The organism is Actinomadura fibrosa (assembly GCF_900659615.1).
GTDB lineage: Bacteria > Actinomycetota > Actinomycetes > Streptosporangiales > Streptosporangiaceae > Spirillospora > Spirillospora fibrosa.
On the sequence record NZ_CAACUY010000047.1, the window covers coordinates 1 to 25788 of the forward strand.

Sequence of the window (25788 nt, forward strand, 5' to 3'; positions counted from 1 at the left end):
CGTCCCCGCGCCGGCGGCGGCGTCCGGGACGGGGAGGGTCGAGCCGTTGGCGAGGGGCACGCCCGCCGCGAGCGCCAGCGCCTCCGCCAGCTCGAAGGGCGGGGCGCCCGCCGCGAGGTCCCGCTCGGCCGGGGCGGTCCGCAGCAGGTAGCCGCCCTCCTCCTGGCCGCGCAGCACCGTGCGGGACAGGCCGTCCGCCTCGACGGCGTAGGTCACGGACATGATCCGTCCGACCAGCACGCGGGCGGCGTCGGTGCGGATCGCCGGGTCGCCGAAGAACCCGAGGCTGATCACGGCGTTCAGCGGCACCGCCGCGTGCGCGCTGCGCAGCAGGTCGGTGACCCGGGACGGCAGGTTCACGAGGCTCACCTCGAACGCGTCCGCCTGCGCGCCCTCCGCCATCGTCACGACGAGCTCGGCGTCCACGACCGGGGAGCCGCTCAGCACGTCGTTGGAGACGGTGACCGGCAGCCCGGGCGCGCCGTCCGGCGCCCCCGCGCCCGGCGCGCCCGCCGCCGCGATCTCGACCTTGTACCAGAGGATGAAGCTCATCGCGCCGCCACCCCGCCCACCACGGACGAGCCGAACGTGCCCGCCGCGTTGAGGTTGCGCAGGTCGAGCCGGACCTCCGTGAAGGTCAGCGCCAGCTCGCCCGCCTCGTAGACCACGCCCGGCACCAGCTTGCGGCGCAGGATCGACGCCGTCCCGCCGGTCTGCTCCCGCTCCACCGCGAGGACCAGGAACGCCCTGGCGGCCGGCAGGTCCAGCGGGCCGTCCGGAGCGTCCCGCAGGACCTCCTCGGCGACGTTCGCGTACAGCAGGAACCGGTAGTCGCGGTCCGCGAACGCCAGCCGGAACGCCTGCGGGAACCCCTCGTCGGCGTCGATCGGCAGCCGCTGGAACTCGCTCATCGTGCCCCCTTCCTCACGGTTCGTCCCGTCACCTCACGCCCGGTCACAGTGCGCCCGGTCACAGCGCGCCCAGCACGGTGCGGGCGATCGGGTTCGGCGGGACGGCCGACGGGACCAGCGCCGACCCGGCGGCCACCGCCAGGTCGGCGACCTCGCCGAGGGTGGCGAGCAGGCTCGCCCGCGGCACCTCCTCCAGCGCGATCGACGCCTGGAGGGCGTCCCGCCGCTCGACGCTCTGCGTGAAGTGCAGCTCGGTGATCTGCATCTCCAGGCTCACGGTCAGCCCGGACACCACCGAGATCCCGTTCGGCAGCAGCCCGCCGCCGGCGTCGGCGAGCTTGCGGCCCACCAGCGCCAGCGCCTCCAGCGCCTTCTTCAGCGCGAGCCGGTCCGGCCCGGCCAGCAGCGCCTCGATCCCGATCCGCTTGCGGGTGGGCTGGGTCGCCTGCACGAAGCGCGTCCCCGCGATCCGCTCGACCTCGTAGCCCTCGGTGACCGTCATGCTCTGCACGAACAGCAGCGGCACCGGCCCCACCAGCACCGGGACGTTCGTCCCGACCGCCATGTCTCCCCCTGAAATCCGTGCCGAAGATCGGCCCGCGGTGCGCGCCCGGCGTTCACAGCCGGGACGCGAGCTCCTGGTCGAGCCGGTCGAGGTGCGTGCGCGCCAGCCGCTCCCGCTCGTCCGGCGGCAGCGTCCCGACGGTGTGCACCTCGACCGGGAAGTGGTAGTCGATGACGGGCCCGGCGGCCGGCTCCCCGGTCCGTCCGCCGGCGCCCGGCCAGCCGGTGCCCGGCTCGTCCACGGCGCTACGCCTCGATGCCGACGGTCAGCGCCGCGCAGTTGAAGCTCGCCTGCGGGACGCCGTCGACCACCACGTTGCTCGGATTGGCCGAGGTGATGACGCAGCGCGCGAACTTCAGCGAGCCGAACGTCCAGTCGGTGCCGTTCTTCTCGGCCACGACGACCGCGAACTCGCCGCCCGCGGTGGCGAGCTCGGTCAGGTCGGCGACCGCCGACCCGACGGCGGGCACCGTCATCGTGAACGTGAAGGTGAACGGCTGGCGGACGAAGCCGACGTTGTCGGCCTCGATGCTGTGCAGCACGGTGTGCGGCACGTTGAAGGTGGGCGTGAAGCTGGAGATCGGCGTGATGGTGGCGCCGCCGAGCTTGACCTCCAGCCGGGTGTTCCAGTCCGGCATCGGTGCTCTCCTAGTTGAACGTCACGGTGAGGGACATCCGGTGGACCTGGCCCGCGTAGTTCACGGCGACCAGGATCTGAACGAGCCGCTGCGTCTCGGCGTCGTGGACGCGCTGCGCCTCCGCGGCGGTGAGCGTCGCGGGATCGCGGTCGAGCAGCGCCAGCAGCGGCACCGACACCTCGAACGAGGTCAGGATGTCCGCCTGCTGCTGCGGGCCGAGGATCGCCTCGATCTGCGCGATCAGCGCGCGCAGCCCCGCCCGGGTGATCCGGACGTTCCCGATCGACCTGATCAGCCGCGCGTTGAGCTGGAAGGACAGCCCGTCGATGTAGCGGCGGGCGTCGATGTAGGTGATCCCGCCGGGGTTGCCGGTGTAGCCCTCGCCGAGGTAGACGGCGTTGCCGGGGATGAGCGCCGGGCTGGCCAGCCAGTTGACGCCGTTCTTCGCCGCCGGCCCCGAGCCGAAGTTCTCCGACCCGTTGATCGCCTCGATCTGCGCCTGGGTGAACGACGGGCTCGTGATGGCGACCTGCTTCAGCAGCAGCGTGACGTGCGGCTCGTATCCGGCGATCGTCCCCGCCACGGCCGCCGCCGCGTCCTGCGTGCTGCGGTGCGCGATGTACACCATGCGGTCGGTCGAGAGCGCGCCGCTGACCACCGACGGGTCCGCCGAGTCCTTGGGCAGCATCGCCACGCCGATGCGCTGCCGCCCGTCCGCGCCGGTCTCGGAGACCGACACGACGTGCTTGGCGAGCGCCACGACCGGGCCGTCCGACGTGGGCGGCGTCGCGTTCGGGTTCCCGACGGCGGTGTTCGCGGCGGTCATCGGCGTGTTCGCCAGCACGACGAGCTGGACGTCGAGGCCGGCGACCACGTCCAGCGCGGCCTGGAAGTTCGGCGACGTCTCGCTCACCCGCACCCCCGTCACCAGGGACGGGCCGGGGGACTGGGTCAGGGCCAGCGCGATCGCCTGGCCGAGGTCGCCGGGCGCGCGGCGCAGCGCCTCGGCCGGATCGGTGAAGTCGACGGGCGTGTTCACCGCGGCGAGGTCGGCGGGCGGCGACTGCGCCGGCGGCGCGATCTTCCCGATCACGGCGATGTTGCCGAAGGCGCGCACGGCCGGCGCGAACTGGTTCGCCACCAGGTTCTGCCGGATGTAACGGACGGTCATCGTCCCTCATCTCTTGCGTTGGGTCAGGCGGTGTCGTCGAGGAAGAGGGCGGCCACGCCCGCCCTGGAGTAGAGCCGCTGGACATCGGCGGCGGTGAGCCCGGCACCGGCCGGGCCGGACTGGGCCAGCACGGCCGCCAGCGCGTAGGGCGCGGTGGTCTCGGCCGGCAGCGTGGCGGGGTCCGGGCCCGGCCGCGACCGGCCCGCCTCCCGCACGAGCCGTGCGGCGCGGAGCCCGGCGGCCAGGCCGAACGGGTCGACCGCCACCACCGCGAGCGCGACGCCCAGCGTCCGGACGTTGGCCGGGTCGTCCGGGTCGAACGGCGCCGCCGCCTTCAGCCGGACCGTGGTCACCAGGTACCGGAACGCCTCGCGGAGCTGCTCGACGGTCGTGATGCCGTGCTCGCGCATGAACGCGTCGACGTCCACGAACGGGAACCGCCGCCGGAACTCCTCCAGCGTGGCGAAGGAGTCCGCGGGCACGGTGGCGGCCGACTCGGCCCCCGCGGGGTCGATCTCGGCCACCACCGTGACCCGCAGCCGCGCCAGCACGTCGATCCACACGGGTGCGGCCGTGCGGACCTCGTCGAGCGCCAGCTCCGTCCGGGTGTAGGCGGGCACGGTCCCGGTCCAGTTCCCGGTGATCCGCCCGGTGGGGAACAGCGGGCGCTGGAGTTCCAGCTCGTCCACCGCGACGTCCCGCACCTGGTCGATCCGCACCGCCGCCAGGTCGAAGGCCGCGCCGAGGACGGTCCGCAGCGCGGCCCGGCCGGGGTCGGCCGCGGGCAGCAGCAGGTCGCGGAGGGCGCCCGGATCGGCGAGGCGCAGCAGCGCCCGGTCCTGGAATGAGCTCACGTCGGCACCGTCCGGCTCAGAACGTGATCGTGATCTTCGAGGACGCCGACCCGGTGCCGCCGCGCGTGTCGGTCGCGGTGACCGTGAAGGCGATGTCGTCCCCGGTGGTCGCGAACGGGATGGCCGCCGACCAGCTCGACCAGTCGCCGTTCGGCCCGGTGTTGGTCGCCTGGCCGCTCGTGTTCAGCGCCGGGACGGAGTAGGTGACCAGGTTGACGCCCGACGCCGCGCCCGACGTCCGGCCGGTCAGCAGGAGCACCGCCGGCAGCTGCTGGACGACCAGCGGGTTCGGGAAGGCGTCCAGCGACACCGTGGGGGGCGCGCCGTCCTGCGTGATGATCGTCCGGCTCTGGCTCGCCGTCCGGTTCTGCGCGTCGACGATCGTCACGGTGACCGTCCGCGGCCCGATCGAGGTCTGCGCCAGCGTGACGCTCTTGCTGAAGCGCGTGCCGGTGGACTGGTCGGAGCTGGTCGCGCCGTCGACGGTCACCCGCACGGTGAGCGGGTAGGCCAGCGTCGCCGGGGTGCTGATGTCCACGGTCAGCGGGCCGCCGTTCGGGCCGATGCCGATGACCGCGCCGTTCGCCGGGGAGTTCCAGGTGAACGAGGGCGGGTCCGGGTTCACCACCGTCACGGTGGCCGCGTTCGCGTTGACCGTCGTGTTCGCGCTGGTCTTGCCGGCGGCGGTGACCTGGTAGGAGCCCGGGGACGAGATCGTGAAGGTGTAGGTGCCGCCGCTGTTCACCGAGGACCGGTGGTCGTGCGTCTCGACGACGCCCTGCACGGCGATGTCCAGCTCGGTGTAGTTCACCGCCGGGACCTGCGTCCATCCGCCGCCCGCCCGCGGGATGAAGCTGACGCCCCGGTCGACGTCCACCCGGTACTGGGTGGGCACGCCCGCGAGCACCGGTGTGGCCGGCAGCCTGATGGCCACCCAGGGCGGCGAGCCGTCGGGCGGCGTGGTGATGTTCTCGTCGGGCGGCGCCTGCGCCCCGCTCGTCTCGCCCGCCTCGGCGGCCTCGGCGGTCTCAGCGGTCTCGGCGGCTTCGGCCGTGTGAGCCGATTCGTCGACATGGTCGGTCACGGATTCCCCCTTGGATGTGTCCGTTCGCCCGGCGTTGCCCCGCGGGCTCACTGAAGAGGCGTTCCATCCCGTTCCAGAGGCGTTCCATTCGCGTGTCACGGCGCGGTCCCCGCGCGTGGAACGGGATGGCACGCCTTCCCGGGTGAACGCCCACCCGATGGAGGAGCCGATGAACGAACCGATCCCGCCCGAGCCGCGCGGCAGGGCGCAGACCTACCCGATGGACGGCCCGCAGGACGTCCCGCAGGCGCCCGGCAGCACGCTCGGCGATGAGGCGGGCGAGGCGAGCGCCGCGGGCGCGATGGCGGACGGCGCGGACCGGATGCTCGACGCGGCACGCGGCCAGCTGGGCGAGGGGGAGCACCCGCCCGGGTCGAACCACAACAAGTTCACCGCCTGGTACGGCATGGGCGACGTCGCGTGGTGCGACATCTTCCTCGCCTGGTGCGCCGACCGCGCCGGCTGCCTGAAGGCGGTCGGCCGGTTCGCCTACACGCCCGCGCACGCCCGCTGGTTCAAGGACAACGGCCGGTGGGGCGGCGTCCCGCGCAAGGGCGCGATCGTCTTCTACGACTGGGGCGGGTCGCGCGACATCGCCGCCATCGACCACGTCGGGATCGTGGAGTCGGTCCGCGGCGACGGCACGATCGTCACCATCGAGGGCAACACCGAGGACATGGTGCGGCGGCGCGTCCGCTCGTTCGGCATCGCCGGCTACGGCTACCCGCAGTACACGGCGGGCGGCGGCAGCGGCGACGGAGGCGGCACCTCGGCGCCCGCGTGGCCCGGCCGGCTGCTGCGGCAGCCGCCGGTCATGAGCGGCGCGGACGTCCGGACCTGGCAGGCCCGCATGCGCGACCGCGGCTGGTCGCTCGACGTGGACGGCGAGTACGGCCCCGCGTCCGAGGAGGTCTGCCGCGGCTTCCAGTCCGAGAAGGGCCTGGAGGTGGACGGCGTCGTCGGCCCGGAGACCTGGCGGGCCGCCTGGACCGCCCCCGTCACCTGACCGCGTCACCTGACCGCCCGCGTCCCGCACGGCGCCGGACCCCAGCGCTGAGCCCCGGCGCCGTGCGTCGCGGACGGGCCCGGTCAGCCGGGGCGGTACGAGCAGAGCGTCCCGGTCTGGATCGTCGCGCGCAGTTCGGCGCCGATGGCCGCGTCGGCGTCGGCCACGTGCTTCAGCGCCCGCCGGATCGCCTTCCCGACGGCGATGCGGGCCCGCTCCTCGCTGTCGGTGAAGCGCCGCGTCCGCCCGCCGAGGCCCGACGCGGACGCGAGCTCGGCGATCAGCCAGTCGCGCTCGGCGCCGACGGCCTCGGCGCGCTCGAACCGGCCCGCCGCCTCGTGCTCCTCGATCTCGGCCTCCAGCTCCGCGAGCCGCCGCTTGTACCGGCGCTTGGCCTCCTCGTCCAGCACCGGCTGGACGGACGCGGCGTCGCCCGGGGCGGCCGCCGGGCCCGTCGCCAGGCTGATCGCCGGTATCTCCCGCCCGGGATTGCCGATCAGGACGGCCAGGTGCCGCATGCCGACGCTGTCCCCGACCAGCGCGGCGCGGTGGCCGAGCGCCAGCGACCACCGCCTGCCCTGCCGCTCGCACACGATCCCCCGCGACCGGGGACGGCCCGCGCCCGCCACCGGCCCGGACGCGCCGGCCGGAACCGGCATCCCGAGCCGCGCCGCCTCTTCCGCCGCCGCCTCCAGCGCCGCCCGCGCCGCCTCGCTCCGCGGCCCGTCCCGCAGCGCGAGCGCCTCGGCCAGCCGCGTCCGGGACACGACCACGGCCGGCCAGTGCCACAGCGCGAGGTTGGCCTCGACCGCCTGGACCAGATGCTCCACGGCGGTGTCCGCGTCGCCGGTCGTCAGCGCGGCCACGCCCAGCGAGTGGTGCACCGAGCCGAGGCACGTGCCGCCGAGGCCCAGCGTCACCGGCAGGTCCGCGAACGGGGCCAGCAGCTCGTACGCCTGCGCCGCGGCCTCGGCGTCCCCGAGGAGGTTCGCGGCCTCCGCCACCCCGTACATCGCGAACAGCCACGAGCAGGAGCGCGGCGCCCCGTCCTGCACCCGGCCGCGCAGCCGCGCCAGCGACCCCTCCGCCAGCCGCCGGTCGCCGGAATGGGCGGCGGCGACCGCGAGGCCCGCGTAGCAGGCGTTGTCCAGCGGGCTGAGGTCCGGCGACGCGACCAGCTCCGTCAGCGCCGGAAGGCACTCGGCGATGCGGCCCTGGTACCACCGGATCGTTCCGATCTGCGCCGCGTAGAAGCCCGCCGCGGCGGCGTCGCCCGTCTTCTCCCCGCGCGCCAGGCACGCGCCGGCCAGCTCCTCGGCCTCCGCGAACCGGCCCTCCCTGATGGCCAGCATGACGTCGAGCGAGTCGAGGACGATCCCGACGGCGAGGTGGTCCCGCCGCCCGAGCGAGTCGCGCAGTTCCCGCACGCCGCGCTCGGCCTGCGGGTCGCCGCCGTCGAACAGGTCGACGGCGTGCCAGAGCAGCCCCATCAGCAGATCGGAGCGGCGCCCCGTCCTGGACGCCTCGCCGATCAGCTCCCGGGCGAGCCCGAGCCGCAGCGCCCCGTGCTCGGGGCCGAGGAGGCAGTGGTGGGCGAGGCTCAGCGCCTCGGCCAGCGGCACCGGGTCCCCGGCCTGCCGGGCCTCCGCCACCAGCGCCAGGATCGCGGCGTGCCCGCCGGTCGCGTAGTCGTCCTCGGCGGCCAGCCTGATCCGCAGCCGGAGCGCCAGCGGCGACCCCGGGTCGAGCAGCGCCAGCGCGGCGCGCTGCCGGGTGCGGACCATCTCCGCGGCGGCCGCCAGCCGGTGCTCGTGCAGCCACAGCCCGCCGAGCCCGAGCGCCGCCCGGGCCATCCCCGCGGCGTCGCCGTGGCGCTCCGCCTCGCGGTAGGCCGCGTCGAACCAGATCCGGCCCGTGCGCAGGTCCCCCTCGTCCAGCAGAGCGCGCTCCCCGGCCACCAGCGACGCCTCGGCGTCGTCGCGCGCGGCCGGAGCCGCCTCCAGTCCCCGTGTGATCGTCACAGACTCGTCCACCCCCTGTTCGCCACCACTTCCGTGCCGCGCGGAAGCCGGCTCCTCGGTCGTGCGGGGGTTCTCGGACCGATGCCGTGCGCATGCATTCCCAACACGCCGGGGAGGCGGCCCCGGTTCGATGGATGACCCTTCAACCACTGGCCGCACCTGGCCGCGGCTCGCCACCCGGCCCGCCGGGGTGACGAACACCACGCACCGGGACGGGCCCCGGCGGGATGATCCCGTCACCGGTGACGGGAAGCTGGGGGAGCACCGTGCGCCCCCGCGCAGGTGGCGGCCGTTGGAGGTTGGCGGGAACCGTGACCGGACTGGAGTACCAGCGCGCGGGCCTCGGCGTGCCCGACGACGCCCGCCCGCCATGACCGGCATCCTCCTGGTGGACAACTACGACTCGTTCACCTACAACCTCTGCCACCAGCTCGCGCGGGTCTCCGGCATCGACCCCCTCGTCGTGCGCAATGACGCCCTGTCCATGGACGGCGTGCGGGCCCTCGCCCCGGAGGCGATCGTGCTGTCGCCGGGGCCGGGCCATCCCGCCGTCCCCCGCGATGTGGGCGTGTGCGCGGAGATCCTCGCGGAGTCGGACGTGCCCGTCCTGGGCGTGTGCCTCGGGCATCAGGCGCTCGTCCACGCGGCCGGCGGGGAGATCGGGCGGATCGACCCGGTGCACGGCCGGGCGAGCGAGATCATGCACTGCGGCGGCGATCTGTTCGCGGGCGTGCCGCAGGGGTTCCAGGCGGTCCGCTACAACTCGCTGGGGGCGGTCGGGCGGCTCCCCGACGCGCTGGAACTGACCGCCTGGACGGCCGACGGCGTCCCCATGGCCGTGCGCCATCGGAAGCGCCCGGCCTGGGGCGTGCAGTTCCACCCCGAGTCGATCCGCACGGCGCACGGGGACCGGCTCATCGCCAACTTCCTGGAGCTGGCCGGGGTCGGCCGCCCCCCTCGGACGCGGTCCCGCGGGCGACGGCGCGCGGCCGTCCGGACGCCCCGCGCCCGGGTGCACCACCGCGTCCTGGCCGATGCCCCCGCCGCGGAGGACGTCTTCACCGCCCTCTACGGCGACGCGGCGACCGCGTTCTGGCTCGACAGCAGCCAGGTCGAGCCGGGGCGGGCGCGGTACAGCTTCATCGGCGCGGCACGCGAGGGCGCGACCTCTCTGTCCTACGACGCCGGACAACGCCGTGTGACGCTGCGCCGCGGACGCGCGGTCGAAGTGAGGCAGGCCGGCGTGTTCGACGTGCTCGCGGAGGAACTCGGACGCCTGGAGACGTCCGCGCCCGGCCTCGACCTGCCCTTCGTGGGCGGATTCGTCGGCTATTTCGGCTACGAGGTCAAGGCCGACCTCGGCAGCCCCGGCGCGCACCGGTCCGCGCTGCCGGACGCGCAGTGGCTCCTCGCCGACCGGATGCTCGCCTTCGACCACGAGAAGGGCGTCGCCTACGCCGTCGCGCTCGCCCACGACTCCGACGACGACGCGTGCCGCGCCTGGCTGGACGCCGTCGAGCGGGACGTCCGCCGGATCGCCCCCGCGCCGCCGCCCGCCCCGCCGGAGGAGCCGCTCCCCGATCCGCTCGTGCTCCGCCTCGACCGCACGCCGGACGAGTACCTCCGCGACATCGGCGCCTGCCTGGACGCGATCCGCGCGGGGCAGAGCTACGAGCTGTGCCTGACGGCCCAGGCGAGCACCGCGCCCGTCTCGCGGCCCCTGGACCTGTACCGCGTGCTGCGCCGCGTCAGCCCGGCCCCGTACGCGGCCTACCTGCGCTGGGGCGACACCGCGGTGCTGTGCTCCTCGCCCGAGCGCTTCCTCCGGCTGGACGCCGACCGCGTCGTCACGTCCAAGCCGATCAAGGGCACCGCCCCGCGCGAACCCGGCGCCGCCGCCGACGAGGCCGCCCGCGAGCTGCTGCGCGGCAGCGTCAAGGACCGCTCCGAGAACCTGATGATCGTCGATCTGCTGCGCAACGACCTCGGGCGCGTCTGCGCGACCGGCACGGTGGAGGTGCCGGTGCTCATGGACGTCGAGTCGTACGCGACCGTCCACCAGCTCGTGAGCACCGTGTGCGGGCGCCTCGCCGACGGGCTCGGCGCGGTCGACGGCCTGCGCGCGGCGTTCCCGGGCGGATCGATGACCGGGGCGCCCAAGCCGCGCAGCATGGAGATCCTCGACGGCCTCGAACGCGGCGCCCGCGGCGTCTACTCGGGGTCGCTCGGCTACCTGTCCGCCGACGGCCGCGCCGATCTCAACATCGTGATCCGCACCGCCGTGACGACCCCCGACCGGACGACCGTCGGCATCGGCGGGGCGATCGTCGCGCTCTCCGACCCCCGCGCCGAGCTGGACGAGATCGTCCTGAAGGCGCAGGGCATCGTCCGCGCGCTGCTGGCCTGGCAGGGACGGCCCTACGCGGAGACCGCGTTCGCCGTCGAAGGCCCAGAGCTGAGAACCCACGTCTGACCGCCGCGCGGAGTCAGCGCACGGCGGTGCCGGCGATCTGGGTGCGGACGGGAACGAAGCTCGACCGGAAGTCGAACCCGGTGATGTCCACGGAGCGGAACCCGGCCGCGCGGATGTACGCGGCGGTGTCCCGGTCGGTGCGGCAGCCCTCGAACGTCCACCGCCACGGCCGGCGGACCAGCCGCTGGGCCCGCCGCACGCCGCCCGGCGGGGCGGCGACGTGCTCGATGAACGCGAACCGTCCGCCGGGCCGCAGGATCCGGTGGACCTCCCGGAGCACCTGGGCCGGGTCGTCGACCGTGCAGAGGACCCAGGTGCAGAGCACGGTGTCCACGCTGGCGTCGTCCAGGTCGATCGCCTCGCCCGGCACCGGACGGACGGTCAGGTCGATGCCGAGACCGGCGGCCGTCCGTTCGAGCCGCCGATGGAAGTACGGATTGGGCTCGATGGCGTGGACGGTCGTCCCCGGCGGCAGGTAGCGCAGGTTCGGGCCGTTGCCGGCGCCGATCTCGGCGACCACGCCGCCCGCCGGCGTCAGGATCCGCCGCTTGTGGCCCGCGAGCCGCTGGTCGATGTAGCCGGACATGGCCGCGAAGAACGCCGAGTTCAGGCGTCCGCGGACGGGGTGCGTGGGCAGGGTGCCGGCGTCGGGCATGGGCCACTCCTCGTGATCGGTGCGCACGGCAAGGATCCGGTGGAGCGGGCCGTCCCGTCAGGCGGGAGAACACCCCAGGCACTACCTCAACGGGCGTGCCGAACCCACCAGGCGGCGATCTGTGCCCGGGACCGGACGTCGAGCCGCTGGCGGATGCGTTCGAGATGGCCCTCGGCGGAGCGTTCCTCGATGCCCAGGGCGCGGGCGATCTGGCGGTTGCTCAACCCGTCCGCGACCAGGGCCGCCACCTCAAGCTGCCGGGGAGTGAGGACGGCGTCGGGCTCCGTCCCGTCCAGATGCTCCAGGATCGCCTGGATCATCCGGGTGGTGTCCCCGGCCCAGGGGAGGTGGCTGCGCCCGGGCAGCCTCACCAGCCGCGCCCCGGGGATCCGCGCCGCCAGGTCCCGCCCGAGCCGGTACGGGATCGCCCGGTCGCCGTCGCGATGCAGGACGAGCGCCGGCGCGGCCAGCCGGTCGAGCCCGTCCTCCACACGCGCCTCGTAGCACTGCTCCAGCAGCTCGCACGCGAACTCCGCGGTGGCCGTCGCACGCTGGAGCCTGACGAAATGCGTCCGCACGTCGGGATCGGCGTCGGCCATGAAGATGTCGGCCAGCACGTCCGACCCCAGTCCCCAGTGCGCGCGCACCAGGTCGAGCAGCGCCGCCCGGACCTGCGGCGAGCCGATCTGGCGGCCGTCGGCGTAGCCGCCGTAGACGACCAGGCGCCCGACGCGCTCAGGATGCCGCACGGCGAACGCCAGCGACGCCACCGCGGCCGCCGAGACGCCCAGCAGATCGACGCGCCGCTCCTCCAGCTGATCGACGACCGTCCGCAGCACCCGCACGTCCACGTCCACCGTCTGGCGGGACGGCCACGGATCGGACAGCCCGCACCCGGGCTTGTCGTACAGCACCACCGTCCGGCGTGCGGCCAGGGCGAGGAAGAACGCGCGCACCGCCGGGTCCTGCCACAGCAGCTCCAGGTGGCTGATCCAGGCGGGAGGCATGACCAGCGGCGGCCCCTGGCCGACCGTGGCGTACGCGATCCGCACCCCGTCCCCGGCAGTGCAGAACCGGACCTCGAACCGCGGACGCCGCATGGGATCATGCTCCCCCGCGAGCGCGCGGGCCACGGTCCCGTGTCCGGACGCGGCCATGGGCGGACCGGCACCGCCGTCATCGGCTCGGGCCGGGTCTTGACTAGGCTGTCCCCGGTCCGGCGGGGGAGGTGGTGGCTTGGTGCGGGACGTCGACATCGCCCGCTGGCGGTTGCGCAGCCAGCACCTGGTCCGGCCCCACGCCGGGTCGGCGCGTGAGGTGGTGGGCTCGCTGCTGGCCGTCCAGGCGGAGAATCCCGGTCAGACGGCGTGGGCGGTCGCCTCGCGCACAGCGGACCCCGGCCAGGCCGACCTGGCGGCGCTCCTCGACGGCGGCGCCGTCCTGCGCACGCACGTGCTGCGCCCGACGTGGCACTTCGTCCGGGCCGAGGACATCGGCTGGCTGCTCGACCTGACCGGCCCCCGCGTCCGGCGGGTCACCGGCAAGCAGCTGCGCGAGGCGCACGGCCTCGACGACCGGTCCATCGACCGGGCCGTCGCCGCCGTCACCGACGCACTGGCCGGCGGGAGGTGGCTCACCCGTGCGCGCGTGGCCGAGGAACTGAGCGGGCGCGGTGTCCAGGCCGCCGGGCACGCGCTCATGATCCTGCTCGCCCACGCCGAGCTGGACGGGCTGATCTGCAGCGGGCCCGCCGCCGGCGGCGAGCACACCTACGCGCTGATGACCGAGCGCGTACCCGCGCCGCGACGGCTCGACCGGACCGAGGCCCTGGCCGAGCTCGCGCTGCGCTACTTCACCGGGCACGGCCCGGCGACCGAGCGCGACCTGGCCTACTGGGCGACGCTCACCCTCACCGACGTGCGGACCGGCCTGGACCAGGTCCGTGACCGGCTCGACTCCTTCCAGCACGACGGACGCACCTTCTGGCACGCCCCCGGCGAGGCTCCCGGCGGACCGCAGGACCCCGCGGGCCATCTCCTCCAGATCCTCGACGAGACCTACCGCGGCTACCAGGACTCCCGCTGGGTGCTGGACGCCGCCGGCGACGTGCCGCGCACCCGGGAGACCGCGCTCGGCATGGCCCTGGTCGACGCGCAGCTCCTGGCCGCCGCGCGGCGCACCGTCGGCCGCGACCAGGTGCGCTTCGACCTGCGCCCCTACCGCCCCCTGACCCGTCCAGAGGTCGAGGCCCTCGACCAGGCCGCCCGGCGGTACGGCGAGTACCTGGGACTCAAGGCCGAGCTCGCCCTTCCTTGACCGGCACGAGCGAGCGGTTGGCACGCTAGCCGCGTACCCGGTTCAGGCGTCCCGGGGCGGGACGATCTCGATGACGACGTTGCCGATCTTCTGGCCGGTCTCCACGTACCGGTGGGCGTCGGCGATCCGGTCGAGGGGGTACCGCCGGTCGATCACCGGCCGGAAGCGCCCGGACTCGATGAGGTCCGCGAGGCGCCGCACCACGTCCTGCCCGTTCATCGGGAACGGGAACCTCACCTTCCGGCGGCCGGGCAACCGCGTCACGAGCGGCAGGAACACGTTCTGCCCCCAGGGGCCGAGCTCGGAGGACAGGTACGTCCCGCCGGGCCTCAGCAGCCGCCGGCAGCGTCCGAAGGTGCTCCTGCCGACCGTGTCGAACACCACGTCGTAGGTCCGCGCGTCCTGGGTGAAGTCCTGAGCGGTGTAGTCGATGACCCGGTCCGCGCCCAGCCCGCGCACGAGATCCAGCTGCGCCGCGGCGCACACGGCGGTCACCGTGGCGCCGGCGTCCTTCAGCAACTGGACGGCCGCCGAGCCGATGGCGCCCGTCGCGCCGTTGACGAGGACGTCCTGCTCTGCCTCGATCCGGCCCCCCTTGAGGAAGGCGAGCGCGTAGTGCGAACCCTCGGTCCCGGGTGCGGCCTCGGCGAAGGACACGTTCGCGGGCATCGCCGCGACCATGCCGCTCGCGCGGACCGCGACGTACTCGGCGTGCGCGCCGAACGGCCCCTCGTTGTACCCGAACACGCGGTCGCCCGGTGCGAAGGACGTGACGCTGTCGCCGACCTCTTCGACCACCCCCGCGAACTCCGTCCCGAGGATCTGGCGCCTCGGACGGGTCAGGCCGCTGACCGCCCGTATGAAGAAGGGCCTGGCCTCGCGGTAGGCGCAGTCCGTCCGGTTGACCGTCGTCGCATGCACCCTGACCAGGATGTCGCCCGCACGGACCGCGGGCCGGTCGACCTCGGCGATCCGGATGACCTCAGGCCCGCCGTAGCTGCTGTGGACGGCCGCCTTCATGACCGTGCCGGCGGCGACGGCCGCGAGACGAGCGGATCACCGGTGACGCCGATGCTGGTGATCGCGTCACGCTCCATGGCACCGGAGCCTAAACGGGGCACGGCCTCTCTGAGAAGCATGCCCGGTGACCGGCTGCGGCGGTGAGTGGTATTTCACGCCTACCCGCCCGTCCGGCGGCACGTCCCGCCCGCCGTCGCTACTTGAAGGCCGTCGAGAGCTGGTCGACGGTCTCGGCGCGCTTCCAGCCGGCCGGCAGCGCGGCGGCCTCGACGCCGACGCCGAACATCCGGGCGTCGCTCCGGCCCTGGAGCCACAGGCCGTCGGTGTACGGCGCGTACAGGCGGGCGCTCGCCGGGATGCCCGCCGGCCGCACGACGGTCTCGTCGGGCGACGGGCGCCAGCCAGTGATGTCGTCGAGGACCGCCACCACTTCGGCCTGCGGGTTGAGGGCGGCGAGCTTCGCCGCCGGGGTGGTGCCGTCGGTGTAGACGGACACGTAGACCTTGCCGCCCGACACCCCGCGCGCGTCACCGTCCAGCACCTTGCGGACGTTCACGACGAAGGTGACGTAGCTGTCGTCGGTCGGGGTCGAGCCGGTGGTGAGCCGGATCCCGTCCTCCACCTTCGCCAGCGTGCCCTCGACGATCAGGTCGGCCTTCTTCCTGGCGTCCGCCGGGGACGTGAGCGGCGTGTAGTCGACGTGGACGTTCTGGCCGGCCAGCTCGGCCAGCGCACGCACCGAACCCGAATCGCCCTTGCCGCTCGCCGCGGCGGGCCTGCCGCCGGAGTCGCCGCCGGAGCAGGCGCTCGCCGTGAGCGCCAGGCCGATCGCGGCGGCGGACATGACGACGATGTTCGTCTTCATCTTGGTGTCTCCCGCTCGGCTCAGTAGCTCGCGTTGATGTGGCTGCGGTCGTGGGCGGTGTAGCTGCGCCAGACGATCGAGCGGCTCGGGACCTCGCCGGAGATCATGGCGCACTTGTGCGAGCCACTGGCGTGGTGGTCGAAACCGATGGTGTGCCCGATCTCGTGGACGGCCGTCTTGCGGTAGTCGTACCAGTCGTCGGTTCCCTTGGCCAGTTCGGGAAAGTCCATCCAGATGGCGGCGCTGTCGCATTTCGGGCCGATGAGCCGCACGCACTTCGTCCGGCCGCGCACGCCCGCCTCCAGATTCTTGGTCCGCCAGACCACGTCGGTCTTGATGGTGCAGCTCTCCGACTTGGCGGACATGTCGGTGGTGTTGGCCAGGCGGTTCATGCCCCAGACCGCGGAGGTCCTGCGCGCGGACGTCCAGCCGCCGCCGGTGATGCAGTACGTGTGCGTAGCGTTGTCGGCCAGCCGGAGCTCGGGGAACGGAGTCGCCTGCGCCTGGGTCTGCACGGTCACGAGGGCACCGGTCGCGACGGCCGATACCGCGAGGATCCGGAGCGCGCCGTTCACGCCCAGGAAGCGGCGCACCGGGCGGCTGCCCGCTTGGGGGTCACCTGTCATTTCCATAGGTGAGGAGCCAAGTCCTTTGGCGGACATGGCGAAAGAAGCCAGGGCACCATTCGGAATTAGCCCCGGAGAACCATGCGCGAGAAGCCCGCCTGTGCTTTAGGACGTGACGGAGCTGAAAGGCGGCTCGGCGTCCTCGCCGGCACCCGCGACCGCGACCTGCCAGCGGGGCTCCTTGGCGTCGTCGAGGTGAAGCCACACATAGACGAGCGGGAAGGGCTTGCCTTCGCGGTCCAGGGGCGGGGTGGCGGCAGCGGCGGCGAGGCGCTGAGCGAGGACGCCGGCGTGGCCCGGGGAGAACCGCGGCCCGTCGCCCGCCTGCACCACCGTGGTGGCCCGATCGCCCTGCCAGACGGTGAGCTGGTCACCGGTCACGCCGATGCTGGTAATGGTGTCCGTACGGATGAGGTGGACGTCCTCGGTCACCAGCCAGACCACGGGACTCGTCAACGCTTCGGGCTCCATGCCAACGGAGCTTAGGGGCAGTACGGGCCATTTGATAGAGCCCGTCCGAATTTCGTCGATCAAGGACGCTGAGGCGCCCCGGACCGGGCCCCTGGCCGCGTCAGCGACGTGCGGTGTTCTCATGGACCGGTGGGGTCGGGGCCGCCGGGCCCGGCGACTCGGTGCTCCTGATCAGCCACAGGCCCGTGAACACCGCCGTGGCCAGGGTGATGGCACCGGCCACGACGAAGGCGCTGGTGAGCCCGTCCTCGAAGGAGGCGCCACCGGACTCCCGGGTGCGGACGACGGCGCCGAGCACCGCCACGCCGAGCACCGCGCCGATCTGCCGGGTGGTGCTGCTGACGCCCGAGGCCAGGCCGCCCTCCTGCGGGCTGACCGACTGGATGGCGGCGCCGGTCAGCGGGGACATGGTCAGGGCGAACCCGACACCGACGACGGCCAGCCGCCACCACACGTTGGTGTAGCCGGTGCCGGCGTGCACGAAGCCGAGGGCCAGCAGTCCCAGCCCGGCGAGCGCCAGGCCGAGGGTGACCATGATCCGGAAGCCGTACCGGGCGGCGAACCGGCCCGCGAACGGGCTGACGAGGACCATGGCGAGGGTGGCGGGCAGCGTCTCCACCCCGGCTCGCAGGATCGAGCTGCCCTGGACGTAGACGAAGAACTGGGAGAAGAAGAACGACGAGCCCATGAGCGCGAAGCCGACCACGGTCATCGCCGTGTTGGAGACCGTGAACAGCCGTTGCCGGAAGAGCCGCAGCGGCAGCATCGGCGCCGGAACGCGTCCTTCGACGACGACGAAGACGGCGAGGATCACCACCCCGATGGCGAAGCTGCTCAGGATCACGGGCGAGGTCCAGCCGCGGGAGCCGCCCTCGATGAGCCCGTAGGTGAGCGCCCCCACGCCCAGGACGGACAGGACCGTCCCCGGGACGTCGATCGCCGGCGCGTCCGGGTTGCGGGACTCGCTCAGCGTGCGCAGGCCGGCGACCAGCAGGACCGCGCCGACGGGCACGTTGACGAGGAAGATGGCGGGCCAGCCGAAGGCCTCCACCAGAACGCCGCCGGCCAGCGGCCCGGCGGCCAGGCCGATCCCGCTGAACCCCGCCCACAGCCCGATCGCCCTGACCCTCTCCTGCGGGACCGGATACGCGGCGGCCAGCAGCGCCAGCGAGGCGGGGCTCAGCGCCGCCGCCCCGATTCCCTGGAGCACCCGTCCGGCGATCAGCCAGCCGAGCGAGGGCGCCGCCGAGCACAGCGCGGACGCGGCGGTGAACACCACGACGCCGGCCAGGAACAGCCTCCTGCGGCCGAAGCGGTCGGCGAAGACGCCGCCGGACAGCAGCAGCATGGCGACCAGCAGCACGTAGGCGTCGACGATCCACTGCAGCCCGGTCAGCCGGATGTGCAGCCGCTCCTGCATGTCGGGCAGCGCCGCGCCGACGATCGTGTTGTCGAGCAGCACCATGAACTGCCCCAGGCAGGTCACCGCGAGCAGCGCCGCCCGGTTCGGCCTGGGCACCGGCGGTGCAGACGTCATCGTTCCCCCTAAAGCAGTCAGCTACTGCGTTAGCAATGTAGACAGTGCCGCTCCTAAACGCAACTGCGGACTGCGCTAAGGTGGGGGCATGCAAGAGCGATCGCCGGTCCGGCGGCCCGGCGGACGCAGCGCCCGCGTCCGGGCGGCGGTGCACCAAGCCGTCACGGACCTGGTCGGCGAGCGCGGCTACGGCGAGTTCACGGTGGGGGACGTCGCGGCCCGCGCGGGCGTGGCCGACACCAGCGTCTACCGCCGGTGGGGCACGCTGGAGTCGCTGCTCACCGACGTGCTGCTCACGCGCCTGAACGCGCGGTCACCGATGCCCGACACCGGGACCCTGGCCGGTGACCTGCACGCCTACGCGGCCCAGGTGGCGCGCGAGATCACGGGACCGGACGGCCTGGCGGTGCTGCGCCTGACCGTCGCCCTGTCGAACAGGGGCGAGAAGGGTCTGCGCGCCCGTGACGAGTTCCTCGCCGAACGCGCCCGGTTCGTCCAGGGCATGCTCGACCGCGCCGCCGAACGCGGCGAGCGTCCACCCGACGCGCTGGAGGTCCTCGACCACATCATGGCCCCGATGTACATCCGCGTCCTGTTCAACGCGGGCCCGCTCACCCCGGACTACGTCGCCGGCCTGGTCGACCGCCTACTGACCCAAGCCTGACCTCCGCGCGATCACCCGGACGGCCGGGCCTTGGGCGCTGCGCGGACGTGCGCGCGTTCGCCCTGCCGTCCGATGAGGCTGAGGTACTCGACGGGACCGGCGCTGGTGGCACCGAACCAGTGGGGGGGTGCGAGTGTCGAACTCCGCGGCTTCGCCGGGCTTGAGGATGAGGTCGTGCTCGCCCAGGACGAGGCGCAGCGTGCCGTTGAGGACGTAGACCCAGTCGTATCCCTCATGGGTGCGCAGGTCGGGCTCGGCGTCGTCGTCCCCTGCCGGAAGGACGAACTTGTAGGCCTGGATGCCTCCGGGCCTGCGGGTCAGCGGCAGGATGGTCGACCCGTCGCCAGCGTGCTGGCGGAGATGCCCGTCTCCTCGGCGAGCGCGGCCAGGGTGATGTCGCGGCGCTGTCACAGCTGCTTCAGCACACCGGTCCGACGAGGAGTACTGGGAGCGGGTCGTCACCGCCGAGGAGGGCCACCGGACGCTCATCGGCCACCGGGACGCAACGGCCTCCCTCCACGACGTCGTCGTGCGAGCCACCCGCCGCCACTAGCCGCTCCATCCGCCACCAGCGCCGGGGCCCTGCTCCGGCGCCGATGCCCTCTGCCCGCTGGAAGGAGATCCCATGAGCACGAACCCGTCCGCACAGCCGGGCGGCACCGGCCCGACCATCGAGGACCCGCGCCGGCGCCGCGCGATTCTGATCGCGGTCTGCGCCGCCCTCATGGCCGTCATCGCCTCGGTGACCGGCCTGAACGTCGCCCAGCCGCAGCTCGCCGTCGAGTTCGGCGCCTCCCAGACCACCGTGCTGTGGATCATCAACGTCTACACGGTCGGCCTCGCCGCGCTGCTGCTCCCGCTCGGCGCGATCGGCGACCGGTGGGGCCGCAGGCCGGTGCTCCTCATCGGCCTCGCGGTCTTCGGAGCGGCCAGCGCGGCCGCCGGCCTGGCCACGTCCTCGGACGTCATGCTCGCCGCGCGCCTCCTCGGCGGCGCGGACGCGGCGATGATCATGCCGGTCACGCTCGCCGTCCCCAACGGGGGTGGACCGCTCCCGTGACGCTGCTGAGCCTCCTCGTCGGCGGCCGGGGCCGGGGTAGGGCACTCGCCGTAGACGAGTGCCCTGCCGGTCACGGAGGTGGTGGAGCAGGCGAACGGAGAGACCCGCTAAGCGTCGGTCGGTCGCGCGCGAGGGTCACGGGGTCTCGGCGGTGGCGGTCAGGACCGCGCGGCCGAGGAGGTGACCGCCGATGGTGAAGCCGAGATACGCGGGGGTGGCGTCGGCCGGGACGCCGATGGTCTCGGTGTCGAGGGCGTGCACCACGACGAAGTAGCGGTGCGGGCCGTGCCCCGCCGGCGGGGCCGCGCCGAGGTAACGCGCCACCCGTGCGTCGTTGGGCAGCTGGTAGGCGCCGTCGGGCAGGCCGGAGCCGGCGTCGTCGCCCGCGCCCTCGGGCAGCTCGGTGACGGTGGCGGGGATGTCGGCCACGGCCCAGTGCCAGAACCCGGATCCGGTCGGCGCGTCAGGGTCGTACACCGTGACGGCGTAGCTCTTCGTCCCCTCGGGGGCGCCGCTCCACGACAACTGCGGCGAGACGTCCTTGCCGCCCGGGACGCCTGCGGACATCTGCTCCGGGGGCCAGGGAGCGCCGTCGGTCAGCGTGGTGCTGGTGACGGTGAAGGAGGGCACCCGGGGAAGGCGGGCAAACGGGTCGTTCATGTCTGTTCCTCCATAGGAGTGCGAGGGGTGCCGGCCGATGGGCCGGCCTGCGCGGACGGCGTCATCGTCCACGTGTCATCGACCATAGCACAGATAATCGATTATTTGGCCGATGGTCTATCCTGGCGGCATGACGCAGACGGCCGAGCCCTCCACGAAGCAGATGCTCTCCGAGCGTGTTCACGCCCGGCTCCGGGAAGCGATCATGAGGGGTGAGCACGCCCCGGGCGAGGCGCTCAAGCCGCAGCAACTGGCCGGAGAGCACCAGGTCAGCCTGGCCGTCGTACGCGAGGCCCTGGTGCGGCTGGTCGGCGAGGGCATCGCGGTGCGGCTGCCCAACCGCGGCTTCGCCGTCCCCGACTTCTCCGACCGGCGGTGGGAGCAGATCGCGGAGGCCCGCCGCGCGATCGAGCCGGTCATGCTGCGCCTGGCGATCGAGCGCGGCGACCTCGACTGGGAGGCGCGGGTGCGCGCGGCCCACCACCGCCTGGCCCGCACACCGCCGTACGCGCCGGAGGAGGGCGAGTACTACACCAGCGCGTGGTCGGAGGCGCACCGCGTCTTCCACCGGACGCTGCTGGACGGGTGCGGCAACCCGGTGCTGCTGGACACGTTCGACCGGCTGTGGACGGCCGGCGAGCTGGCCCGCCGCTGGTCGGCGCAGCGCACCCCGGGCCGCGACGGCGTCGCGGAGCACCGCCGCCTGGAGGAGGCGGCGCTGGCCCGCGATGCCGACACCGCCACCGAGGTGCTGACCCGGCACCTGACGCTGACCGTCGCCGCCCTCACATCCGCACCCGAACAGGTCACGCCGCAGTCGTGAGCCCGGCGATTCCATTGAATGGATGGCCGGGAGCGCGCCGGCTTCGTGCGCTGCGAGGATGGGGGCGTGGCAAGGTCACCTAGCGGGGAGTCGCTGCTCACCAGGGTGGTGCGGATCCTGGACGCGTTCGGGCCGGACACGCCGGTGCTGACCGTGAGCGAGATCAGCCACCGCGCGGCGCTGCCCGCGGCGACGACGGCGCGGCTCGTGCGGGAGATGACTGGGCACGGCCTGCTTGCGCGGGACGAGCGGCGCCGCGTGCGGATCGGGACGCGCATGTGGGAGCTGGCCGAGCGGGCCTCCCCGGTGCTCGGTCTGCGCCAGGCCGCCTTGCAGTACATGGGGGACTTGCAGGCGGTAGTGGGTCATTCCACTCAGCTGGGGGTGCTGGACGGCGGCGAGGTGCTGTTCGTCGAGCGGCTGTCCGCGCCGGACGCGGTCGTCAACATCACGCGGATCGCCGGGCGGCTGCCGCTGCACGCCTCATCGGCGGGCCTGGTCCTGCTCGCGCACGGGTCCGCCGAGGTGCGGGAGCGGATCGCGCGGGGGCCGCTGCCCGCTCTGACTCCGCACACGATCGCGGACGAGCGGGCGCTGCGGGCGGAGCTGGCGGAGGTCCGGCGCCGCGGGTTCGCGTTCTGCCCGGGGCACATCCATCCCGACGCGACGGGGATCGCCGTGCCGGTGCGGCAGAACGGCGAGGTCGTCGCCGCGCTCGGCCTGGTCGTCCCCAACGACGACGCGGCCTGGCCGCTGCATCAGCCTCTGCTGTTGACGGGGCGGGCGCTCAGCCGCGCGCTGAGCGCCGCCCCGGTATTCAGCGGGTAAGGGTCGCGGTCAGAGGCAGGTTCCGTGAGGACGAGCCGACACTCACGGTGTAGGTGCCTTTCGGTGTCGTCCACGCGTCGGTGGCCGGGTTCCAGACCGAGAACGGGTGGCCGGGGTCCGCAGCCTTGATCGTGAGGTTGACGACCTGTGCCTGTCCGGGCTTCAGCTCTGCCCGGGCATAGGCGACCAGGCGCTTGCCGGGTTCGCCGGATTTGGGAGGCAGCGTGAGGTAGACCTGGGCCGTCTCCGTGCCGGCCCGCGCGCCGACATTGCTGAGCCGGAACCTGACCTGGACATCGCCCGTGCCCTTCGGGGTGACGCGCAGGCCCTCGTAGCGGTACCGCGTGTAGGACAGGCCGTATCCGAAGGGGTAGAGCGGCTCGATGCCCTGCGCGTCGTACCACTTGTAGCCGACCTTGAGGCCTTCGGTGTAGTCGACCTGGCGGATGGTGGTCTCGTCGCCTCCGGGCCGGGTCGTCGATCCGTCCGGGAAGGTGCCGGGATACTGGCGGGGAGTGCGGGTCGGGGTGTCGGCGAGCGACTTGGGGAAGGTCATCGGGAGTTTGCCGGACGGGTTGGCGTCTCCCCACAGCAGCCGGGCGATGGCGGTGCCCTGCTGGTCTCCGGCGTACCAGGTCTCCAGGACGGCCTTGACCTCGTCCTTCCAGGGCATGAGCACGGCGCTGCCGGTCTGGAGGACGACGACGGTGTTGGGGTTGGCCGCGGCGACGGCCGAGATCAGGGCGTCCCCGCCGGCGTCGAGGCGCAGGTCCGGACGGTCGGCGAACTCGCCTTCGGTGTAGTGGCCGAAGACGATGGCGACGTCCGCCGAGCGCGCGGCGGTCGCGGCGGCGGCGTGGTCCTTGCCGTTGTCGAAGGTCACGGTCCCGCCGTTCTGGGCGGCGCGCCGGGTGATGGCGTCCACGGCGGCGACGGGGCTCGGGCAGGAGACCGACGGCTGGCCGAAGAACAGCGATGCGCACACGGTGGAGGCGCTGATCCCGTCGGTCGGGGTGCTGGACGCCGTCGGGCCGATGACGGCGATCTTCTGCCGGTCGGGCTTGAGCGGCAGGATGTCGCCCTGGTTCTTGAGCAGCACCGAGCCCTGCGTGGCGACGTCCAAGGAGACGGCCTTGTGGGCGGCGGTGGAGACGTCGTCGGCGGGCGTGCTGGGGACGGGATGGTCGAACAGGCCCGCGCGGATGTAGGCGCGGACGACGCGGAAGGCGGCCTGGTCGATCTGCGCCTGGGTGATCTGGCCGGCGTTGAGGGCGGCGGTGAGCCGTTCCGGGGTGAAGTAGAGCGGCTTGTTGAGTTCCTGGTCGAGCCCGGCGTTCAGCGAGGGGGCGGTGGAGTGGACCGCCCAGAAGTCGGAGACGACGAACCCGTCGAAGCCGAGCGTTGTTTTCAGCACGTTGCGCAGCAGCGGGTTCTCGCAGGCGTAGACGCCGTTGATCTGGTTGTAGGAGCACATGACGCCTCCGGGACGGCCGTCGCCGATGGCGATCTCGAAGGGCAGGTCGTAGACCTGGCGGAGCGTGCGCTCGTCGATGTTGGAGGAGCTGAGCGTCCGGTCGAGTTCCTGTTCGTTGGCGACGTAGTGCTTGAGGACGGCGAGGGTCGGCTTGGCGGCGTTGCCCGTCTGGAGGCCGCGGATGCCCGCTCCGGCGAGGCGTCCGCTCAGGAGCGGGTCCTCGCCGAGGTACTCGGAGTTGCGGCCCGCCAGCGGTGTCCTGCCGCTCGCGATGCCGGGGGCGAGGACGACGGCCTTGCCCTTGTCGAACGCCTCCTCGGCCTGCGCCCTGCCCTTGACCTGGCTCAGCCGGTCGTTCCAGGTGGAGGCCAGGGAGATGGGGGCGGGGAAGGCGGTGACTCCGGTGGAGCCGCGGACGCCGTCCGGCCCGTCGGTGTAGGTGATGGACGGGGTGCAGGGAAGCTGCGCGGGGTAGCGGACGCCGTCGAAGGCGGTCTCGGTGGGACGGGTCGCCGACTGCTCGTCCAGCCAGCGCATCTTCTGTTCCGGCGAGCTCGCGTCGAGCAGGAGGCGGGCACGCTGGCCGGCCGTCTTGGTGGTGTCCATCCAGGGGCATTCGGCGGGGAACGCCGGGGCGGCCTGGGCCGCGGGTGCCGGAAGGCCGGTTGCGAGTGCGGTGATCGCGATCAGCGCTGTCAGGGGACGGAACAGCGTCCTTCTGACCGTGACCGGGGGGCGATGAGGCGGCATCCGTGCTCCTCGGGGTGGGGGCGGAACGGGATGAGAGTCGGCGCCTACTTCTGCTGGTAGGTCTCGTCCATCTCCTTGAGGACCTCGGCGGGGTCGGCCTTGCCGGCGAACAGGTTCTGCACGCCGGTGAAGTGGGCCTGCTGGACCTTGGGGTTGGGCCAGAGCTGGTCCATGAACGGGACGGTCTTGCCGGCCTTCTGGAAGTCGACCAGCGGCTGGAGGGCGGGTTCGGCCTTGTACTGGTCGTTGGGGAAGCTCGGCAGGTTGCCGGTGGCCTGGGCGTACAGGTTCATGGCCTTCGGAGTGGCCAGGAAGTCGATGAACTTCGACGCCAGATCGGGGTTCTTGGCCTTGGCGTTCATCGCGAAGGCGCCTCCGGCGGCGCCGGGCATCCGGGTCTCGGCCGCGTCGTCGGTGGCCGGGAGCGGGAACATCCCGAACTCGGTGCCCTGCTCGGCCTGCGACTTGAGCTGGTTGAGGGTGGACGTGACCTGGACGGCGGCGACGGCCTTGCCCTCGGCGAGCTGGGCGACGGACGTCTCGAAGGAGGTGCCGAGGGGGTCCTTGGAGAAGCAGCCGCGCTTGTCCATCTCCAGGTACTTGTCCATCGCGGTCTTCCAGCCGGACCCGGCGAAGGTGGCCGCGCCGGACTGCATCCTCTGGTCGAAGTCCTTGTCGGCGGCGTAGACGGTGGTGGGGACGAGGGCGTAGTCGACGAGCTGGGTGACCCAGTCGGTCTGGTTGCCGAGGGCGAAGGCGACCTTGCCCTTGGCCTTCGCCGCGTCGCACAGGGCGAGGGTCTCGGTCCAGGTCGTGGGGGTCTTGCCGCCGACCTCGTCCAGCGCCTTCTTGTTGTAGAGGGCGCCGATCCCGACGAAGGTCAGCGGGATGATGTAGGTCTTGCCGCCGACCTGGGTCACCGGCTTGATCCCGGCGGGGACCTGGGACGTCCAGCTCCGTCCGCTCAGGTCGGCGAGGTAGCCGGTGGGCGCGAGGACCTGGATCGCGCCGGGGTTGCCGTTGCCGGGCCAGGCGAAGAACACGTCCGGTGCCGTGCCCGAGGACAGCTGGGTGCGCAGCGTGCCCTGGTACTGGTCGGTGTCGGAGTACGAGGCGGTGATCTCGACGCCGGGGTTGTCCTGCTTGAACGCCTTGATGACGGCCTCGGTCCCGGCGCGGTCGGTGGCGACGGCGGCCACCCGCAGGGCCTTGCCGCCGCCGGACGAGGCGCCGGTGCCGCTGCTGCACGCCGCGGCGGTCAGGGTGACGGCCGCGGCGACGCCCGCCGCGGTGATGCGGTTGATCGTGGACATGGT

Annotated in this window: 26 protein-coding genes and 1 pseudogene; 7 read left to right on the top strand and 20 right to left on the bottom strand. The window is 73.3% G+C overall.

All coding sequences use genetic code 11. From position 1 onward, the window contains the following. From E1300_RS18320 to E1300_RS18355, 8 genes are all read right to left on the bottom strand, one after another. Positions 1-552, bottom strand: a 552-nt coding sequence (locus tag E1300_RS18320; RefSeq protein WP_131758240.1) for a hypothetical protein, incomplete at its 3' end; no start/stop codon positions are given. Next, on the bottom strand, positions 549-911 hold the full coding sequence (locus tag E1300_RS18325; protein WP_131758241.1) for a hypothetical protein: 363 nt from the start codon (positions 909-911) through the stop codon (positions 549-551). The genes E1300_RS18325 and E1300_RS18320, both read right to left, overlap by 4 nt. A gap of 58 nt (positions 912-969) precedes the next feature. Further along, positions 970-1476, bottom strand: coding sequence for a hypothetical protein (locus tag E1300_RS18330; RefSeq protein ID WP_131758242.1), 507 nt, complete (start codon positions 1474-1476; stop codon positions 970-972). Positions 1477-1528: 52 nt separating this feature from the next. Further along, entirely contained in the window at positions 1529-1717 is a 189-nt protein-coding gene (locus E1300_RS18335) for a hypothetical protein (RefSeq protein WP_131758243.1), read from the bottom strand. Between the two features lie 4 nt (positions 1718-1721). Continuing rightward, entirely contained in the window at positions 1722-2114 is a 393-nt protein-coding gene (locus E1300_RS18340; RefSeq protein ID WP_131758244.1) for a hypothetical protein, read from the bottom strand. 10 nt (positions 2115-2124) lie between these two features. Beyond that, positions 2125-3285, bottom strand: a complete 1161-nt coding sequence (locus tag E1300_RS18345) for a hypothetical protein (RefSeq protein WP_207399827.1) — start codon at positions 3283-3285, stop codon at positions 2125-2127. A 23-nt stretch (positions 3286-3308) separates the two neighbouring features. Next, entirely contained in the window at positions 3309-4139 is an 831-nt protein-coding gene (locus tag E1300_RS18350; protein ID WP_131758245.1) for a hypothetical protein, read from the bottom strand. 16 nt (positions 4140-4155) lie between these two features. Next, positions 4156-5223, bottom strand: coding sequence for a hypothetical protein (locus E1300_RS18355; RefSeq protein ID WP_131758246.1), 1068 nt, complete (start codon positions 5221-5223; stop codon positions 4156-4158). A gap of 169 nt (positions 5224-5392) precedes the next feature. Between E1300_RS18355 and E1300_RS52570 the strand changes: the two genes are divergently transcribed. Then, positions 5393-6229: a CHAP domain-containing protein gene (locus tag E1300_RS52570; RefSeq protein ID WP_242619224.1), complete on the top strand. Its 837-nt coding sequence runs from the start codon at positions 5393-5395 to the stop codon at positions 6227-6229. 83 nt (positions 6230-6312) lie between these two features. Here the strand turns inward: E1300_RS52570 and E1300_RS18365 are convergent, their stop codons facing one another. After that, positions 6313-8250, bottom strand: coding sequence for a hypothetical protein (locus E1300_RS18365; protein WP_242619225.1), 1938 nt, complete (start codon positions 8248-8250; stop codon positions 6313-6315). Between the two features lie 370 nt (positions 8251-8620). Here E1300_RS18365 and pabB point away from each other — a divergent pair, with 370 nt between their 5' ends. Next, entirely contained in the window at positions 8621-10723 is a 2103-nt protein-coding gene (pabB, locus tag E1300_RS18370) for an aminodeoxychorismate synthase component I (RefSeq protein WP_131758247.1), read from the top strand. A gap of 13 nt (positions 10724-10736) precedes the next feature. Here the strand turns inward: pabB and E1300_RS18375 are convergent, their stop codons facing one another. Further along, the gene (locus tag E1300_RS18375) at positions 10737-11378 is read right to left on the bottom strand and encodes a class I SAM-dependent methyltransferase (protein ID WP_131758248.1); all 642 of its coding nucleotides are present in this window, start codon (positions 11376-11378) and stop codon (positions 10737-10739) included. Between the two features lie 86 nt (positions 11379-11464). Further along, positions 11465-12478 (bottom strand): alpha/beta fold hydrolase, encoded by a 1014-nt coding sequence (locus tag E1300_RS18380; RefSeq protein WP_131758249.1) that lies wholly within the window; start codon positions 12476-12478, stop codon positions 11465-11467. A gap of 139 nt (positions 12479-12617) precedes the next feature. Here E1300_RS18380 and E1300_RS18385 point away from each other — a divergent pair, with 139 nt between their 5' ends. Continuing rightward, the gene (locus E1300_RS18385; RefSeq protein WP_165502897.1) at positions 12618-13694 is read left to right on the top strand and encodes a winged helix DNA-binding domain-containing protein; all 1077 of its coding nucleotides are present in this window, start codon (positions 12618-12620) and stop codon (positions 13692-13694) included. Between the two features lie 42 nt (positions 13695-13736). On the opposite strand, the gene E1300_RS18390 is transcribed toward E1300_RS18385, so the two are convergent. The 5 genes from E1300_RS18390 to E1300_RS18410 form a co-directional block, all read right to left on the bottom strand. Next, the gene (locus E1300_RS18390; RefSeq protein ID WP_131758251.1) at positions 13737-14714 is read right to left on the bottom strand and encodes an NAD(P)-dependent alcohol dehydrogenase; all 978 of its coding nucleotides are present in this window, start codon (positions 14712-14714) and stop codon (positions 13737-13739) included. Positions 14715-14910: 196 nt separating this feature from the next. After that, the gene (locus tag E1300_RS18395; RefSeq protein ID WP_131758252.1) at positions 14911-15579 is read right to left on the bottom strand and encodes a hypothetical protein; all 669 of its coding nucleotides are present in this window, start codon (positions 15577-15579) and stop codon (positions 14911-14913) included. 20 nt (positions 15580-15599) lie between these two features. Continuing rightward, positions 15600-16205 (bottom strand): zinc metalloprotease, encoded by a 606-nt coding sequence (locus tag E1300_RS18400; protein WP_131758253.1) that lies wholly within the window; start codon positions 16203-16205, stop codon positions 15600-15602. Positions 16206-16310: 105 nt separating this feature from the next. Beyond that, entirely contained in the window at positions 16311-16661 is a 351-nt protein-coding gene (locus E1300_RS18405) for a hypothetical protein (protein ID WP_131758254.1), read from the bottom strand. Between the two features lie 115 nt (positions 16662-16776). Then, positions 16777-18213 (bottom strand): MFS transporter, encoded by a 1437-nt coding sequence (locus tag E1300_RS18410; protein WP_131758255.1) that lies wholly within the window; start codon positions 18211-18213, stop codon positions 16777-16779. A gap of 88 nt (positions 18214-18301) precedes the next feature. On the opposite strand from E1300_RS18410, the gene E1300_RS18415 reads away from it, so the two are divergent. Then, on the top strand, positions 18302-18877 hold the full coding sequence (locus E1300_RS18415; protein ID WP_131758256.1) for a TetR/AcrR family transcriptional regulator: 576 nt from the start codon (positions 18302-18304) through the stop codon (positions 18875-18877). Positions 18878-18888: 11 nt separating this feature from the next. Here E1300_RS18415 and E1300_RS51620 read toward each other — a convergent pair. Further along, positions 18889-19216: pseudogene (locus E1300_RS51620) on the bottom strand (cupin domain-containing protein); the annotation flags it as partial. Between the two features lie 286 nt (positions 19217-19502). Here E1300_RS51620 and E1300_RS18430 point away from each other — a divergent pair. Next, a complete protein-coding gene (locus tag E1300_RS18430) occupies positions 19503-19937 on the top strand; it encodes an MFS transporter (RefSeq protein ID WP_207399828.1) in 435 nt (144 codons plus the stop codon). 135 nt (positions 19938-20072) lie between these two features. On the opposite strand, the gene E1300_RS18435 is transcribed toward E1300_RS18430, so the two are convergent. Then, the gene (locus tag E1300_RS18435) at positions 20073-20597 is read right to left on the bottom strand and encodes a YbhB/YbcL family Raf kinase inhibitor-like protein (protein WP_131758257.1); all 525 of its coding nucleotides are present in this window, start codon (positions 20595-20597) and stop codon (positions 20073-20075) included. Between the two features lie 130 nt (positions 20598-20727). Here E1300_RS18435 and E1300_RS18440 point away from each other — a divergent pair, with 130 nt between their 5' ends. Both E1300_RS18440 and E1300_RS18445 read left to right on the top strand, forming a co-directional pair. After that, the gene (locus E1300_RS18440; protein ID WP_165502898.1) at positions 20728-21420 is read left to right on the top strand and encodes a GntR family transcriptional regulator; all 693 of its coding nucleotides are present in this window, start codon (positions 20728-20730) and stop codon (positions 21418-21420) included. A gap of 66 nt (positions 21421-21486) precedes the next feature. Continuing rightward, positions 21487-22248, top strand: a complete 762-nt coding sequence (locus E1300_RS18445; RefSeq protein WP_131758259.1) for an IclR family transcriptional regulator — start codon at positions 21487-21489, stop codon at positions 22246-22248. On the opposite strand, the gene E1300_RS18450 is transcribed toward E1300_RS18445, so the two are convergent. Both E1300_RS18450 and E1300_RS18455 read right to left on the bottom strand, forming a co-directional pair. Beyond that, complete coding sequence (locus tag E1300_RS18450; RefSeq protein ID WP_207399829.1) at positions 22238-24472, bottom strand: beta-glucosidase; 2235 nt, start codon at positions 24470-24472, stop codon at positions 22238-22240. The genes E1300_RS18445 and E1300_RS18450 overlap by 11 nt on opposite strands. A 44-nt stretch (positions 24473-24516) precedes the next feature. Beyond that, a complete protein-coding gene (locus E1300_RS18455; protein ID WP_131758260.1) occupies positions 24517-25785 on the bottom strand; it encodes an ABC transporter substrate-binding protein in 1269 nt (422 codons plus the stop codon). Positions 25786-25788: the final 3 nt, after the last annotated feature.